At 41.7% G+C, this 16,146-nt stretch carries 17 protein-coding genes; 5 read left to right on the forward strand and 12 right to left on the reverse strand.

All coding sequences use genetic code 11. The features are described 5' to 3' along the window. Positions 1-43 precede the first annotated feature (43 nt). A complete protein-coding gene (locus LX73_RS02300) occupies positions 44-358 on the forward strand; it encodes a DUF2752 domain-containing protein (RefSeq protein WP_148897851.1) in 315 nt (104 codons plus the stop codon). A gap of 4 nt (positions 359-362) precedes the next feature. After that, on the forward strand, positions 363-707 hold the full coding sequence (locus tag LX73_RS02305) for a TM2 domain-containing protein (protein WP_148897852.1): 345 nt from the start codon (positions 363-365) through the stop codon (positions 705-707). Positions 708-721: 14 nt separating this feature from the next. Here LX73_RS02305 and LX73_RS02310 read toward each other — a convergent pair whose 3' ends face one another. The 5 genes from LX73_RS02310 to LX73_RS02330 all read right to left on the reverse strand — a co-directional run bounded on the left by LX73_RS02310 (position 722) and on the right by LX73_RS02330 (position 4,532). After that, positions 722-1,567 (reverse strand): DUF5777 family beta-barrel protein, encoded by an 846-nt coding sequence (locus LX73_RS02310; protein ID WP_148897853.1) that lies wholly within the window; start codon positions 1,565-1,567, stop codon positions 722-724. 6 nt (positions 1,568-1,573) lie between these two features. Then, complete coding sequence (locus LX73_RS02315) at positions 1,574-2,137, reverse strand: YceI family protein (RefSeq protein WP_148897854.1); 564 nt, start codon at positions 2,135-2,137, stop codon at positions 1,574-1,576. A gap of 26 nt (positions 2,138-2,163) precedes the next feature. Continuing rightward, positions 2,164-2,643, reverse strand: coding sequence for a hypothetical protein (locus tag LX73_RS02320; protein WP_148897855.1), 480 nt, complete (start codon positions 2,641-2,643; stop codon positions 2,164-2,166). An 80-nt stretch (positions 2,644-2,723) separates the two neighbouring features. Continuing rightward, positions 2,724-3,998, reverse strand: a complete 1,275-nt coding sequence (locus LX73_RS02325; protein ID WP_148897856.1) for an outer membrane beta-barrel protein — start codon at positions 3,996-3,998, stop codon at positions 2,724-2,726. A 9-nt stretch (positions 3,999-4,007) separates the two neighbouring features. After that, positions 4,008-4,532 carry an RNA polymerase sigma factor gene (locus LX73_RS02330; protein ID WP_148897857.1) on the reverse strand — a complete coding sequence of 175 codons (525 nt, stop codon included), beginning with the start codon at positions 4,530-4,532 and terminating at the stop codon, positions 4,008-4,010. A 205-nt stretch (positions 4,533-4,737) separates the two neighbouring features. On the opposite strand from LX73_RS02330, the gene LX73_RS02335 reads away from it, so the two are divergent. The 3 genes from LX73_RS02335 (at position 4,738) to mltG (ending at position 8,193) form a co-directional block, all read left to right on the forward strand. Continuing rightward, entirely contained in the window at positions 4,738-6,141 is a 1,404-nt protein-coding gene (locus LX73_RS02335) for a BamA/TamA family outer membrane protein (RefSeq protein ID WP_148897858.1), read from the forward strand. Between the two features lie 259 nt (positions 6,142-6,400). Continuing rightward, a complete protein-coding gene (locus LX73_RS02340; protein ID WP_148897859.1) occupies positions 6,401-7,120 on the forward strand; it encodes a Bax inhibitor-1/YccA family protein in 720 nt (239 codons plus the stop codon). Positions 7,121-7,134: 14 nt separating this feature from the next. Continuing rightward, positions 7,135-8,193, forward strand: a complete 1,059-nt coding sequence (mltG, locus tag LX73_RS02345) for an endolytic transglycosylase MltG (RefSeq protein ID WP_148897860.1) — start codon at positions 7,135-7,137, stop codon at positions 8,191-8,193. A 4-nt stretch (positions 8,194-8,197) separates the two neighbouring features. Here mltG and LX73_RS02350 read toward each other — a convergent pair whose 3' ends face one another. The 7 genes from LX73_RS02350 to LX73_RS02380 all read right to left on the reverse strand — a co-directional run bounded on the left by LX73_RS02350 (position 8,198) and on the right by LX73_RS02380 (position 15,922). Beyond that, positions 8,198-9,961: an ABC transporter substrate-binding protein gene (locus tag LX73_RS02350; protein ID WP_148897861.1), complete on the reverse strand. Its 1,764-nt coding sequence runs from the start codon at positions 9,959-9,961 to the stop codon at positions 8,198-8,200. Between the two features lie 69 nt (positions 9,962-10,030). Further along, positions 10,031-11,581: a glutamine-hydrolyzing GMP synthase gene (gene guaA, locus LX73_RS02355; protein WP_148897862.1), complete on the reverse strand. Its 1,551-nt coding sequence runs from the start codon at positions 11,579-11,581 to the stop codon at positions 10,031-10,033. 56 nt (positions 11,582-11,637) lie between these two features. Then, positions 11,638-12,018, reverse strand: a complete 381-nt coding sequence (gene gcvH / locus LX73_RS02360) for a glycine cleavage system protein GcvH (RefSeq protein WP_148897863.1) — start codon at positions 12,016-12,018, stop codon at positions 11,638-11,640. Positions 12,019-12,033: 15 nt separating this feature from the next. Then, the gene (gene accC / locus LX73_RS02365) at positions 12,034-13,377 is read right to left on the reverse strand and encodes an acetyl-CoA carboxylase biotin carboxylase subunit (RefSeq protein WP_148897864.1); all 1,344 of its coding nucleotides are present in this window, start codon (positions 13,375-13,377) and stop codon (positions 12,034-12,036) included. Between the two features lie 14 nt (positions 13,378-13,391). After that, positions 13,392-13,892, reverse strand: a complete 501-nt coding sequence (gene accB / locus LX73_RS02370; protein WP_148897865.1) for an acetyl-CoA carboxylase biotin carboxyl carrier protein — start codon at positions 13,890-13,892, stop codon at positions 13,392-13,394. Positions 13,893-13,901: 9 nt separating this feature from the next. Next, positions 13,902-14,477, reverse strand: coding sequence for an elongation factor P (efp, locus tag LX73_RS02375; RefSeq protein ID WP_148897866.1), 576 nt, complete (start codon positions 14,475-14,477; stop codon positions 13,902-13,904). A 68-nt stretch (positions 14,478-14,545) separates the two neighbouring features. Beyond that, positions 14,546-15,922: a sodium-dependent transporter gene (locus LX73_RS02380; protein ID WP_148897867.1), complete on the reverse strand. Its 1,377-nt coding sequence runs from the start codon at positions 15,920-15,922 to the stop codon at positions 14,546-14,548. Positions 15,923-16,146: the final 224 nt, after the last annotated feature.

The raw sequence follows: 16,146 nt of genomic DNA on the forward strand, positions 1-16,146 counted from the left end.
TTTTGATTGCAACAATCAGTGGTTGGAATCGTATCAAACATATATGTTGAGCAAAAAAATACATTATCTTTTTAAAAATTATTTCGAAATTGCTGCTTTTTCAATGGGCCTGCTGTTATTAGTTCTGATGGATCCAGAAGCGGCAAATGGCCCCAGTCTTTGTCTTTTTGACCAGCTTGGAATAAAATTTTGTCCCGGTGATGGATTAGGACATGCTATTGCTTTTATTTTTGAAGGTGAATTCTATAAGTCATTTAATTCTAATGCTTTAGGTGGCCCAGCTATAGTTATTTTAGTTGGACGAATTGGTTATTTATTACATCAAAAGTTAATTGCTAATAAAACAATAAAGATATAGTACTATGGCCCAAATGATAGATTATCTACCTGAGTTAGAGGGAGACGAAGCAGCTTATATATCAAAGCTGATGGAATCAATGGATGAAGATAAAGCGCAAAAATTTACTCGGGTATATCGTGCCCGCCGTAAAGAGCCACAGATTGTTTTATTAACGACACTGGTAGGATTTGTGGCTGTTGCCGGTGTACATCGTTTTCTTCTTGGACAAATTGGAATGGGTATTCTCTATCTGTTTACCGGCGGATTATGTTTTATTGGTACTATCGTAGATTTAATCAACTACAAGAGTTTGGCCTTTGAATATAACCGCGATGTAGCACAAGAGGCTGTAACGTTAATAAAATAGCGCGTTTCAAAGGGTTACCAAAGGTCGAAGATACGGTTCACATTAAAGCCAAATCGAAAATCACCGGCCCAAAATTGTTCGCTATTACTGGCAAGTACGTATTGTTCTAAGTGCCATTCGGTAGAGGTGAAAAAGAGCTGGAATACATGTCCACCGGTTTCAATATTAAGTCCAAGCGTAAATGCATTTTGGGTTCCATTATTTTTGTTACCAATTACTGGAAAATACTCTACTATGAGGGAGTAGCGGTTAGATAGCCGGATTTCAGATCCCAGGCCCACTGAAAATAGGTTGTTATGTCCGCCTTGAGGAGCTCGGCTAAAGTAGCCATAGATAGGGGAGAGTTGCAGGCTTATGGAATCGTTTACCTTTCGGGCAAATATCGCGGAGACCATAGTGCTGATGTCATCTTCAATAGGCCGGTTATTTTCTTGTGTTATAACACCTAAATCCCCCTTCAGGGAAAGACTCAGAGGCATCGACCCGTCCGTTTTTTGTTGCAAAAGTGCCAGTTTGCTTCGCAGATCTACGACATTGAATTGCGATGATCGACCAATACCTACGGACCAGCGGTCTGTTAGACCAACGTCCATTCCCAATCGTACGTTTTGGACATTGTCAAAACCGAAAAAGTTACGAACGGTATTGCGGGTAGCAATACCGAAACTGTGCATAATGGTTACATTTAGATTTCCGGCTGCCAGCTGTCGTGTTGTGCCTTGGGCCATAAGGCCGGGTGTACTAAAGGTAGTTACCGGCTCAACAATGGTGGCTTTTTCTCGTTCCATTTGAGCTTGAACACAAAGGCTGGAAAGAGTGAAAAGAAGTATGAGAGATCCAATTTTAACAATTTTCTTCATGGTAGTTTAGTTTTCTTTTGGCAACAGTGCGTTTATTGAAATATTAATTTCTTCACTTACTCTATAAAAAAGGATACCCGGAGGACGAATATTGTAATCTTTCATATTAATTATCCATGAAGCCTTAACAGTTAATCCCTCGGCTGATTTTTGGAAAGTACCATCAATAGAAACTTTTTTAGATACGTTATGAAGAGTAAATTTCCCTTTTACTGTTACTTGTTGTTGGCTTGTAGTATCGGGATTAAAGTCGGAGATTAACTTGCCATAAAATTCGGCAAAAGGATATTTTTTAGCATTTAGTGTTTCAAGCATATCGTTATCGCGCTTGTCTATGCCGGTATCAAGGGTGTGAAGATCCAGATAAAAATCAACGGTAGAATCAGCTAGACTAATGCGTCCTACTAATTTATTTGAAGTACCTGTAAAAGAGTGGAGGGGTACTGAGGATTCAAATTCAACATGTCCTGATTCGGTTTTAAAGGACTGCGCCTCCGAAGCAATTGGGAGAAACAGAATTCCTATTGCTATTAAAAATATTAAAGTAATATGGCGATGCTTTATACTCATAGTATCGACTGGTATTTCAGTTATGTCTAGTTATTTTTCGCACCATTATCAATCCACGTTCGTATTTGATCAATGCGTTCATCCGACAAAAAATTACCACCTTGAGGCATTCGGGGTGGAATGTCGGGATTAGGCTCAATTTTGTCCACGAGTGGACTCCCTTCGGCATTGCCGGGTTGAATGATATCTTTTCCATACTCTGTTCCCCGGCTTTCTATCACATTTTGATAAGTGTCCAGCCGAACATTGTTCGTTCGCTGGTTTATGTGACAATTGCTGCCGCTACAGCTTTGCTGAAAAATTTGCTGTACATTAGTAAAAGTAGGTTCAGTTCCAATGGGATTTTCGTTTCCACCGCCATTTCCACTGCTGTCAGATCCTGTACTGCTACTACTGCAGGAGCCTAAGACTAATCCCAAAGCACAAATAAAAACAGGGAACCAGCTGGTTAATCGTAGAAATTTATTGTTAGTTGAAGCCAACGACCTTCTTGTTTCGATACTCATATCATCTGGTATTTAGATTGACATTAAAATATTCGGATGGAAATCATCAGCAGTTATTTGTTTCATGGGAATCGTTTCAGCTAATAAAAATGGTAATTAAGTGATATAAGACTACCAACAGAGTAGAGATTAACATTGGCACGGCCTACTTCTTTCAGCGGAATGTTAAGAAATGGCTCAGCACGCAGGCTAAAATTACGACTTATATCCAGCTCATATCCTACCGATAAACTGGCGTTGCTAAAAAGATGGGCAGTTCCCGTATTCCCTTGCCATTGCTGGGAATATCCTGTTTGGTTGGACTGGTAAGTAAACTGGTATTTTTCGTTAAGCATAATGTAGGATGAAATCCCTGCGCTGGCAAAAAGCCTGGAATCATCAAAATTCATAAAGCGATAGGTGACTTTCAGGGGAATGTCAATGAGAATACATTGAGCCGTGGTTTGGGAAGCCCGAATATTTGAACTGCCATAATTCTGAGAACCAAAGGAGTATTGCCGGCTATTAGTTTTATACCGTACGTTAGATCGTATAGCACCGATAGAGATAGCGAACTTTTTATTGATATTATAACTGGCTGTGATACCAAATTTAGAACCTAAACCGTGAAAGTTAGATGTTGATCCCACTGTGCTGAGATCAGGTCCGAGGACTAGGCTTATTGATGCTTTTGGAATTTCTGATTGTGCTGAAACGGCTTGTGTGCTAGTAAAATGATTGCCAGCTGCATTTGAAGCCAAAAGCACGGTTTCCGAAGAAGAACTAACAGGGGATATGGTTGCTTGATTTACCGAATGTAAGGTGTCTAATTTTGCCAGATCACAATTTTTGCACTTGAATTGTGACACTGTTAAGCGGTCGGTCGAGGTTTGGAAAAGGCCCGAAGAATTAGCAATGGCTGATTCTTCGGATTTTGTTTTAGATGAGTTTTCTGGTTTGTCAGCTGTTGTCAGATTTTGAGAACTATTGCTTGGTTGATCGTTTTCTAATTCTAGTTGTGGAGTGTCGTTGTCGGAAGTGGTGGTATTTGAATTTTCTTTTTTATCAGAAGTAGGGCCGTCATCAATAGGTAACTCTGTGGGCGATTCAGTAATTTCTTCCGATTGATCGAGCTGTTCATTGAGCGAATTATTCTGTTTGTAATTCTGATAAGTGAAGTAGCCCAAGGTTGAAAACACAATTAGAGCTACAGCGGCAGCAAGCCAGCGTTTTTTGCGCGCAGCTCTTTTACGATCGGCAGCATCAAGACGGTCAGCCAGGGCATTCCAGTCTTCTTCTCGGTAAGAGATGTTGTAGTCCCCAGCTTTTTGTTGAAAAAGCTGTTTTAGAGGGTCATTGTAGTTTTCTTCAGACATAATAGTGGACTAGGTCATATTTTTTTCTAGTATCGCCTGCAGATTTTGTTTTGCTTTGGAAAGGTTTGATTTTGAAGTTCCCTCAGCAATGTCGAGCATATCAGCAATTTCTTTGTGCTTGAATCCTTCAATTACATGTAGGTTAAAAACCGTACGATAAGCAGGCGATAAATGTTGAATCATCTCGATAATTTCATCATAGGCGATGCCGCTCAGCACTTGTTCGTCTTTACGGAGACCATTTTCTGAAAGATCAAGTACTTCCATTTCGCGGTGTTTTTTTGTTTTGTGGTAATGATTAATTGCTGTATTAATCACAATTCTGCGCAGCCAAGGTTTAAAAGGCTGGTTGGTGTCATATTCTTTGATGTTGGAAAACACTTTCATAAAGGCATCATTTAGGATTTCTGCTGCCTCATCACGTGATTCGGCATACCGCAGCGTAATGCTCATGCCATAAGCATAGAACATCTGATAAAGCTTTTTCTGACTTTTACGCTGTCGATTGCAACAGCCCTTAATAATTTCCTCCATCAAAAGGCGTATTTATAGTATCAATAAAAAAATTGATTGTCTGTCGCCAACCTTTATTTACCAATACAGTATTTTAGGGTGCAGGGTTGCCTATAAATTACTATTAATTTGATATAACAGAATATAAACTGATAGGGTGTAACCCTTGTTCATTTATTTGCGTATAGCGTATTGTAACTAAATCAAATAATATCACTATGAAAAAATGGTAAGATTTATAGCACTTCTCTGTTTTTGGATTGGATGTTATGGCTTGGCAGCTGCACAAACAGATGCGGATTCGACAAATCAGGATCCTTTTAAAAATGATCCGTTTTTTTCTAAAACCGTTTCATCTTTTTGGGATTCCGATTCTACCGCTTATGCCAATGATGACAGGTTTTTAGATTATGAACCTCGGGTGTTCTTTAATCATCTTAATGAAAATGGATTGGATGACAAGGGATTCTTTAATGCAGGTCCATACGGATCGTCAGCTTTATATTCAGTGTATCCGAATTTGCCGATGTTCCACTTTAACCGCGTAAACTCGCTGTTCTTGGGATACCGCAAAGACCGTATGCAGTGGTACAACTCGAATAGTTGGCTTGGTATTCCGTCGGTACAAATGCATGGACTCATTGGCTATTCGGTGGGGCAAAAAGAGTGGCAGTATAGTTTGGGACTAGAAAAGCTGTTTGGGCGTAAAAAGCATATTATGATCGGCGGCGAATATCACAACGCGACAGCTACCGATGATGAATGGCGGGTAGGGCTTAATGAAACGACTCTAACTGCTTTTAGTGCCGGCTATGACTACCTTGACTACTATAAGCAAACAGGATGGGGCGGTTATTTGGTAGTACGCACCGATCGCTATTTGGAAGGTGGCATTGCTTTTAGTGATGATCAATATAAGAGTTTGCAACGTCAGACAGACTGGGCGCTATTCGGTGCTGGTAACCGCTACCGGATAAATCCTGCAGTAGCAAAAAGTACAACTGGGTCCATTGATACGGTAAATATAGCCTCGCTGACGTTTTCGGGAACGTTTAATCCAAAGGAATTACTGTTAGGTAATAATTTTTCACTTTCTGCCCATGGTCTGGCAGAATTTAGTAATTCCAAACTGGGTGTTTCAGATTTTAATTATGCCAAATATACTGGTCAGTTTACTTCACATATCAATTTTAATCGGGGTACCATCTTCAAATATCGACTTCGGTATTCATCCATAACAGGTGATGCCCCACATTTAAAACGTCTTTATTTGGGAGGGATAGGTACACTCAGAGCACTGCCGTATAAATCAATGGGCGATGGTAATCAAATGTTGCTGAGCAATGTGGAACTACTATTTGGTAAACCAACGCCGAATCGTTCAAAATGGATTGATTTTGATGATCTGTATCTGAGCTTATTCCTCGATTCCGGCTGGGTTAATTACGAAAGTGGCTTGACCAATGCTGCAAATCCTTTTGCGGAGCTTCACAATTTTACAATTGCTGATTTAAGACACAATGCCGGAATCGGGGCAGGAACCAACTTTATTCGGTGCGAAGTGGCGTGGGATTTGAATCAACCCGATCGCGCGCCAGTTCTATGGTTTCGGTTTAATCCTACCTTCTGAAATGATCTCTGGTTCTTATTAGTCTAAAAGAGTCTGAGCCTATATTACTCATAAGAAAAGCTCTCAACCGGTCAAGGTTGAGAGCTTTTTAGGGCATTTGGAGCTAAGATAAGCATCCAAATTGTTGCTCTTCCACTTATTACTACGTCTTAAAAGCTGCAATGTTACACTAAATTAAGAGAAATTTTTTTGCCTGAATGTTGTTAATCCTATTGCTAAGACGGTATATTGATCTGCAAATTTCAATTGAACGAATATTATGGTTTCAGGAAATCCAACACTGACAGAAGAAACATTTAAACAAGGGACAACTACCGGGTCTGCTGAACAGAGAATGACCGTAGCCGGTACAATTAACAAGACAGTAGCTCTCTTTTTAATTTTGTTGTTGGGAGCTTCTATAAGCTGGTATGCTCCTTCCCAATTGTTGATGATAGGTGGGGCGATTGGTGGTTTTATAGTGGCTATGATTACTATCTTTAAAAAAGAATGGTCGCCCTTTACTGCTCCACTGTATGCCGGTCTCGAAGGATTATTCTTGGGAGCAGTATCTGTAACTTATGCCCAGGCATACGGAGGTATTGTTTTTAACGCAGTGTTGCTAACGTTGGGAGTATTTGCTGCAATGCTAACAGCCTATCGTTCAGGGCTTATTGAAGTCACAAAGCGTTTTCGTATGGGGGTCGTTGCAGCGACAGGCGGTATTGCATTAGTTTATTTTGCCAGCTTCATCCTGAGTTTTTTTGGCGTTAATGTGAGTTTAATCCATGGCAATGGATTTATGGGCATTGGCTTTAGCCTGATTATTGTTGGAGTAGCAGCCCTTAACTTAGTGTTGGATTTTGACATGATCGAGCAGGGCGCTGAGGCTAATGCCCCCAAATACTTTGAGTGGTACACCTCTTTTGGACTTATGATTACCCTTGTTTGGCTGTATCTGGAGCTATTGCGCCTGCTGGCCAAATTACAACGTCGATAACTGAATAACTTATTGTGAGTAGCCAATCTAATTCCCTTTTTACAAGTAATGAGCTTATTTTCGGGATACTTCTTTTTTTTCTGTCGGCTTTCTTGATTGCCGAATTGCGCTGGTCGCGACTACAAAATAGCTATGCCATACATACTGATTCGCCGGTACATTTATATTTGGATTCTCAAACAGATTTCAAAACACTGAGCCAGACGCTGGCCGATTCGGGACTGATCAATGATCAGGGCGAACTAAGATGGGCAGCTGATTTAATGGGGTGGAAGACGTTTCAGAAAGGACATTATTTAGTAGATCGCGGGTTTACGTATCAGGAATTTTTATCAAAGTTGGGCAGAGGTATTCAGGATCCGGTATCAGTGACCGTTTTACCCGGAAAATCGATGGGACAAATTATTGATAAGCTGGCAGAAGCACTCCAACCTGATTCGCTGGCATTTCATCATACATTTACTGATAGTGTTGTTTTAGCCAGGCATAACTTAAATGAGAAGGAGCTGATTGGACGATTATATCCCAATACATATTCGCTTTTTTGGACCTCTTCACCCGAAAAGGTATTGCAACGCATTCTGCGGGAATTTAACAAAGCAGTAGTCACCCAGCATGAGCAGCAAATAGACAGTCTCAATTATTCGCTTAATGAGATACTCACGCTAGCATCTATCGTAGAGTGGGAAGCCAAATCAGAGGAGGAAAAGGCAACCATCAGTGGACTTTACTGGAATAGGCTGGAGCGGGGCATGCGCCTGCAGGCAGACCCAACGGTTAACTATGCGCTGGGAGAACGACGCCGACTACTGTATGAGGATTATCAGATTGAACATCCCTATAATACCTATGTGATTCGGGGGTTGCCGCCGGGACCCATTACAAATCCCAGCTTAAACGCAATAAAGGCAACGATCTACCCGAAAGAACATGATTATCTCTATATGGTTGCTAGTCCTGATGGTACGCATGATTTTTCGGAGACATTCGAGGAGCACAAGCAAAAAAGTGAACGCTGGCGACGCTGGTTGCGCAAGCAGTACCGGATAAAAGAACAACAAAATTCGCAATAACTAGCTAGTCTTTCATAACCGGCTGAATGCCATCCCTTGTAATCACAAACACCTTAACCTCTTTATTTACATGGGAACCATCAAAAGAAATATTGTTTGCCAGTCCCTTATGCACGGGTTGATTTTGCAATGCATCTTTTAGCTGGGCAGGGTTACCTATTCGATTCAGTGTTTTTAAAACGAATGTAGCCGTATCATAACCAATCATCGCAAACCGGTTGGGGTCGGTATCAAACCGTTTAGTAAAGGTTTCTTGAAATTGCTTAACCTTAGGGCTTTTACTATTTACATAATAGCTTTCACTAAAATAAACTTTCCTGTTGCCAAGTTGTTCTTCAGGAATATTCATATTTCCCCATGCTGGGGAGCCCAATACAGGTAATTTGCTATTCATCGCTTGGAGATCGGCCAGCAGCAGTTCACCCAATGAGGAAGCTGCCTGACCCGTGAAAGGAGCATAAACACCATCCAGCTGGTGATATTGTGCACTGTCAATCTTTGCAGTGTCGGTGGTGAAATACTTGGTGTATTCCGTCAGTTCAAAGCCTTTTGATGCTAAATCTTCAACAAAAAAGTGAACAACGCGTGCTCCGCGGCGTTCTGCTTCATCTCGAAATGCATAGGAAGAAGCTTCGCCCCGCGAATTTCGTTCAGCCAGAACGGCCAGTGTATCCATATCTAGCTCCTCCACCGCATATTTTGCCATCCGTTTACCATGAGATACAAAAGTGGAGTTAGCCTGATATACATAGGGGTTACTGATACTCAGTGAATCTGAATTGGCAAGAGGCGGGAGCATAGGAATTTGATACTGTTCAGCTAACTCTGCCATTCGTTTAGCCGGTTCCGAAAAAAGGGGACCGAGCACAGCATCAACATTATATTTCCATGCCATATTGGTCATTTTGTGGGCAGCCGTATCTTTATGGGCTGCTGTATTTTGATACCGTATAAAAGCTTTTTTATCAGGATGTCGCTGGTTGAATTTTTCGGCAGCAAGGACAAATCCATAGTAAAGCCCCTGTGCTACCTGATATTCACGGGCGTCACTTTTGTAGGAGGGCAGGGCCGCGCCGATATTGTAGGTGATGCCGTCCGGGGTAGAGTTAATGCGATTACTAAATGTTTGTTCTACAGCATAGCTTACCGAGTCAGACAAAATCTTTTGCAAATCGCGCATAGCTTTGCTGGAAGTGTCGATTTTTATGTCCTCAAGTTGATCATAAAGTATCTTTGCAACAGGATAATCAACCTTGCCGATTGCACTAGCGGCCAAATCGTATTTAATCTGTGGGGATTCTACCTGTTGAAAGGCGTTCTTTCGCTGGTTCATCGTTAGAAATGATAGAATATCCTCATAAAATTGCAGTGCATCGGTTACCAGCTGTGTTTTACGCCGCTCATTATTAAATTTTTGCAGTCGGCTAAGTGCAGTTCCATAATTTCCTAGCTGAAAATCTGCGAGCGCCAGCTGGTATTGTGCTTCCAGATATAGTTCCTTTTTGGTGTCTTTAGTAAGCTGATTTAAATACGTTTTGGACGTCAGATATTTGCCCATTCCAAAATAGGATTTGCCCGCAAAGAGCATCCCTTTGTCCGTATTTAGATTACTAAAGATAGGGGCTGATTGCTCGTATTCCCCTTTTTGGTATAGTGACAATCCTTCTTCAAAAGATTGTGCCTGTACAGTGGATACTCCTAAAGAAAGCGAAAAGACGAGCAGTGTTATGACTTTTACTGTCAAAAAAGAGAATATAGAACGTTTCATAGAGCCAATAATGAATTACGAAAAGAGAGTTCAGTTATATTAACTAAAGATACCGCCAATTGTTCTGTATTATTCCCACTCAATAGTCGAAGGCGGTTTGGAACTTACATCATAAACTACGCGGTTTATGCCCGGCACCTCATTGATAATCCGGTTTGATACGTAACTCAAAAAGGGATGAGGCAGATGCGCCCAGTCGGCTGTCATACCATCTACGCTGGTGACTGCCCGTAGTGCTGCCGTGTACTCATAGGTACGCTCATCGCCCATAACACCTACACTTTGTACAGGGAGTAAGGCTACGAGTGCTTGCCAAACTTCATCATAGAGGTCTTGTTTGCGAAGCTCACTGATGAAGATATCATCGGCCTCACGTGCCATTTCCAATTTTTCTTCAGTAATATCAGAAATAACACGAATGCCTAAACCAGGACCGGGAAAGGGATGTCGGTTAATAAAATTATCAGGAATACCGAGTTCGCGTCCCACATTGCGGACTTCATCCTTGAAAAGTTCGCGAACTGGTTCAATAAGATCCAAGTTCATCTCTTCTGGAAGTCCTCCTACATTGTGATGTGATTTGATGGTAGCAGAAGGACCTTTAAAGGAGACGCTTTCGATGACATCGGGATAGAGCGTACCTTGCGCGAGATATTTAAAAGATTGATCGTGAGCAATGGCGTCGTCAAAAACATCAATAAACGTATTGCCAATAATGTTTCTTTTTTCTTCCGGATCAAAGACACCCGCTAGGTTTTTTAGAAACTTATCACTGGCATCAATACCTTTTACGGGCAGGTGAAGCTTATCTTCATAGACATTGAGTACCTTTTGGAATTCATTTTTACGCAGTAATCCGTTATCTACAAAAATACACTGTAGTTGGTCGCCAATAGCTTTGTGGATGAGCGTTGCAACTACAGTAGAATCTACGCCGCCACTGAGTCCACAAAGTACCCGATCACTGCCCACTTTTTGACGAATTTCCTGCACGGTGGATTCAATAAAGGATTGGGCGGTCCAGCTGCCTTCAAGCTCACATATATCAGATATAAAGTTTGTCAAGATCTGTTTCCCGTTAACAGTATGTACCACTTCGGGATGAAACTGTACGCCGTAGATATCTTTATCGGTGTGCCGAACAGCTGCCACCCGGGCATTGTCGGTATGGCCAATTACTTTATAGTTATCGGAAAGTTCTTTGATATGATCTGCATGACTCATCCATACGACAGATTCTTGCGGAAGATTTTTGAAAAGTCCGCTGTCATCATCAATGATAAGCTCAGAGCGGCCAAACTCGCGGCGGTCAGCTTTTTCTACACTGCCCGGAATTTCATCATGTGCCAAAAGTTGTAGTCCATAGCAGATTCCTAAGATTGGAACCTCCCAATCAAATATAGATCTGTTGAGGGCAGGGGCGTCTTCGTCATTTACGCTGCTGGGACCGCCTGAGAGGATAATGCCTTTTGGTGGATGGTCGGCAATATTTTGCAGGTTCGTATTACATGGATGGATTTCGCAATATACATTTTGTTCCCGAATGCGGCGAGCAATAAGTTGAGTGTATTGCGAACCGTAATCGAGAATCAAAACCCAGTTATCCGGTCGGTGTTGCATGAGAATAGTAGATTCTAAAAGAAAAAGGCACCCGTTTTGGATGCCCGACTGTTGGTTTAAGCTATGATTTCTTCGTATTCGTCCGAAGACATTAAATCGTCAAGTTGAGAGGCATCATCAATCGAAATTTTGGCCATCCAACCATCCCCATAGGGATCATCATTGACAAGCTCCGGCTCCATCTCTAGCTCTTCATTGATCGCTACAATTTCGCCGGAAATGGGTGCATATAGGTCAGAAACCGTTTTTACTGCTTCTACCGTACCAAACACCTCATCCTGATCAAATTCAAAACCTTCGGGTTCTATTTCTACAAACACGATATCGCCAAGCTCACCCTGGGCGAAATCGGTAACACCCACTGTAGCTGTGCCATCTTCATTATCTCTGATCCATTCGTGTTCTTTGGTATATTTTAAGTCAGTAGGATTACTCATAACTGATAGACAGTGTTATTCGGGATTAAAATTGAACTTTTCTAGATATTTGGTATTAAAGGTTCCGTTCTGAAAGTTTTCATCTTCCATTAGTTGTATATGGTAAGGAATAGTAGTAGTAACACCCTCGACGATAAACTCCTCAAGCGAACGTTTCATTCGCTTTATAGCCTCTTCACGAGTAGGAGCACTGACAATCAGCTTACCAATCATGGAGTCGTAATGCGGAGGAATGCGGTATCCTGAGTAAGCATGGGTGTCAATCCGAACACTGTGCCCACCGGGAAGATTAAACACCTTTATTTCGCCTGCAGATGGACGAAAATTATGGGCAGGATCTTCAGCGTTAATACGGCATTCTATGGCATGACCGCGCATCTTAAACTCTTTCTCTTCCAGCTTTTGGCCGTCAGCCACTTTAATTTGTTCAGCTACCAGATCATAATCAGTAATTTCTTCTGTAACCGGGTGCTCTACTTGTATGCGGGTATTCATTTCCATAAAGTAGAAGTTCTTGTCTTTATCGACGAGAAATTCTACGGTGCCGGCCCCTTCATAATCAACAGATTCAGCAGCATCTATAGCTGCTTGCCCCATTTCTTCACGTAGTTCTGGTGTCATAAGGGGAGAGGGGGATTCTTCCAGAATTTTTTGATGGCGACGTTGCAGTGAGCAATCACGCTCACCAAGGTGAATAACATTGCCGTGCTGATCTCCCAGAACCTGGATTTCCACATGATGGGGATCCTCTACAAATTTCTCGATATATACATCGGGATCATCAAAGGCTGTCTCTGCCTCCGTTTTGCACATGCTAAATGATTTCTGCAGATTTTCTTCTTCTTCGACGATACGCATTCCGCGTCCGCCGCCGCCCGAGGAAGCTTTAACAATTACGGGATATCCAATATCATCACAGATTTCCCGTGCTTCTTCATAGCTTTCAACAACACCATCACTGCCTGGTACCACAGGAACACCACTATCAATCATGGTTTCTTTGGCCATGGTTTTATTTCCCATCCGAGCAATACTATCGGCCGAGGGGCCAATAAATTTAATATCATGCTCGGAGCAGATACGCGAAAATTCGGCTTTTTCCGACAAAAATCCGTAGCCGGGATGTATAGCCTCCGCATTAGTAACCTCTGCAGCAGCTAACAAGTTAGGGATTTTGAGATAACTGTCTTTGCTTGGTGCAGGGCCAATACAGACAGCTTCGTCGGCAAATTTTACGTGGAGACTATTTTCGTCGGCCGTAGAGTATACGGCTACCGTATTAATCCCCATTTCTTTGCATGTACGAATGATTCGAAGAGCAATTTCGCCACGGTTGGCGATAAGAATTTTGTTAAACATGGATATCTGGTGATTTACCCGATGATAAATAGGGGTTGATCGTATTCAACCGGTTCAGCGTTATCAACAAGAATCTTTTTAATTTCTCCGGAATACTCCGACTCAATTTCATTCATAATCTTCATAGCCTCAACAATGCAGACTGTTTCTCCACTTTCAACATTGTCGCCAACTTGTACGAAGGCATCATCATCAGGCGACGGTGCCCGGTAGAAGGTACCTACAATAGGTGATTTAATGACGTCACCGGATACATCACCGCCGTCATCAGAATCATCAGATTCCGAACCGGAGTCCTGCTGCTGTTGTTGTGGAGCAGCTGCCGGTTGCGGCTGAGCCTGCTGCGGCTGTTGGGCTGGCATCTGATACTGCATAGGGACAGCCGGAGCCGAAGACTCTTTAATATCGGGTTTCTTTTTTACTTTAATTTTGAATTCTCCTTCTTCAATGGACACTTCATTGACTTCACTTTCGGCAATGAGATCCAGAAGATTTTCAATGACATCTAAATCCATGATATAAAATTAATTTGATGTTACGCGTTCGATATATTCTGAAGTACGGGTATCTACCTTAATTTCTTCGCCCTTGTCGATAAAAAGGGGCACTTGAATGGTGGCTCCCGATTCAAGGGTTGCGGGCTTATCGCCGCCTTGAGCGGTATCACCTTTAATACCGGGACGAGTGTCAGCCACTTTAGCTACTAACTGATCAGGTGGATGAGCGTACAGTACCTTGTCATTATCTACGTCAATAACAACGGTGCAAACTTGCCCTTCAGCAATAAATTCGGCTTTGTTGATACGCTCTTCTTCCACTGGAAATTGCTCATAGGTTTCCTGGTGCATAAAGTAGTACAAATTCCCCTCACGGTATAAAAACTGATAGGGTTGGTGTTCTACGCGGACTTCAATGACATCTTCGCCCGAGCGAAATTTCTTCTCAATATTTTTTTCGTTCACTACGCCTTTAAGTTTGGTACGTAAAAAGGCACCACCCTTACCGGGTTTTACGTGTTGGTAATCAACAATAGAGTAGAGGTCGTTTTCTACTTCTATCACCATCCCGGTTCGGAAATTCGAGGTCGAAACTTTTCCCATATCTAGTTCTAATTATTCTTCAAATTCAGTGAGACAAAAATACCATGTCGGATGAAGGATAACAAGCACTAAAATAGTTGTTCAATGTACGATATAAACCCTATTGCTTCTAACAGGTTATATAAAATTGCGAGAGGTGCTAGAAATTTAATGAAAATTGGCCATACTGCTTTAAAGATTGAGCTGTCCAGACCTGGATAACCATGTTCAAGTTCTTCAAGGGCATTTTTAACGGTCCATACATACCCAAGAAAATAACAAATAAGGAACCCCCCGAGTGGAAGCCCAACTTTACTAAAAATAAAGTCTATTGATCCTATTAATGAGATATCAAATGAGATAATAAGTGAAATAATCAATATGCCAGCTCCAATTGTTATAGCAGCTTTTTTACGCTTAACGTTGTATTCATCAATAACATAAGAGGTAGGTACTTCAAGTAACGAAATGGTAGAGGTTAAAGCCGCCATAGAAAGCAACAAGAAAAAGCTAACACCGAAGATAATACCAGCCGTAGTGTTTAAACTATGGAAGAGTGCAGGTAGTACTTGGAAAATAAGGTCAGAACTGGCTAATAGTTCTCCGGACTCACTGAAAATGTTGACGCCAAAGGATTCGGCCATATACATTGCCGGCATAATTAGTAGTCCGGCTAAGAATGCAATACCGACGTCGGCTAGGGTAACAAAAGCAGCTGCTTCAGGGACATTCTCTTTTTTACTTAGGTAGGACCCATAGGTGATAAGAGCTCCCATTCCCAAAGAAAGGGAAAAGAAAGCTTGTCCCATAGCACTAAAGATCAGGGGCGCAGAAATTTGAGAAAAATCGGGTTTTAGGTATTCTGCAAAGCCGGTAGCAGCTCCCGGTTGAAAAGCAACGTATCCTATCATAATCATCAAAATGCCGATAAGTACAGGCATCATAAATTTGGTTGCACGTTCAATACCATCACTTACACCGCCCAGAATGATAGATACCGTGGCACCCATAAATATGGTTGAAAAGATCCCATTTTTGACGCCATTTGAAACCTCAGCAAAATAAGTGGCCCAGCTATCTAGACCTGCAAAAAAGAATATCTCTTCAAAAACATAGCTGAAGGTCCAGCCGGCAACAACGGTATAGAAAGAGAGGATCATGACCCCACAGAGTACTCCCCAGAAACCAATAAGCGGATAAAATTTGTTGGAGCTTAATGCTTTGAAGGCCCCAACAGGATTGCGTTCTGTCTTACGCCCTATACTCAATTCTGCAACCATAACGGGAAACCCGATTGCAAAGCAGCAAATAAGATAGATAAGCAGAAAAGCTCCTCCACCATTAGAGGCTACCTCAGTTGGAAATCGCCAGATATTTCCAAGTCCAACAGCAGAGCCTGCAGCTGCCAGTACGAAGCCTATTCTCGAATTCCAATTACCCCGATCTGTCGTATCTGTTTGAGCCAATGTTGTTCACCGTTTTTTTGATTTTGTGTATTACACTGTCTTCAAATAATTTTGCCTTAAAATGTAATGCAAGAAGATGACTTACAAATCAAATTTTTGAAAAATCGATAATAGATAAATTATGGATTAACATCTATGGTCTTTTTTTGTTTGGGCTAAAAAAGGCCAAACAAATAACCCCAAGAATTGTGAAAGCGAAAAACTCCTGCTGAGACGTGTATCCT

The sequence above is a fragment of the Fodinibius salinus genome, assembly GCF_008124865.1.
Lineage (GTDB): Bacteria > Bacteroidota > Rhodothermia > Balneolales > Balneolaceae > Fodinibius > Fodinibius salinus.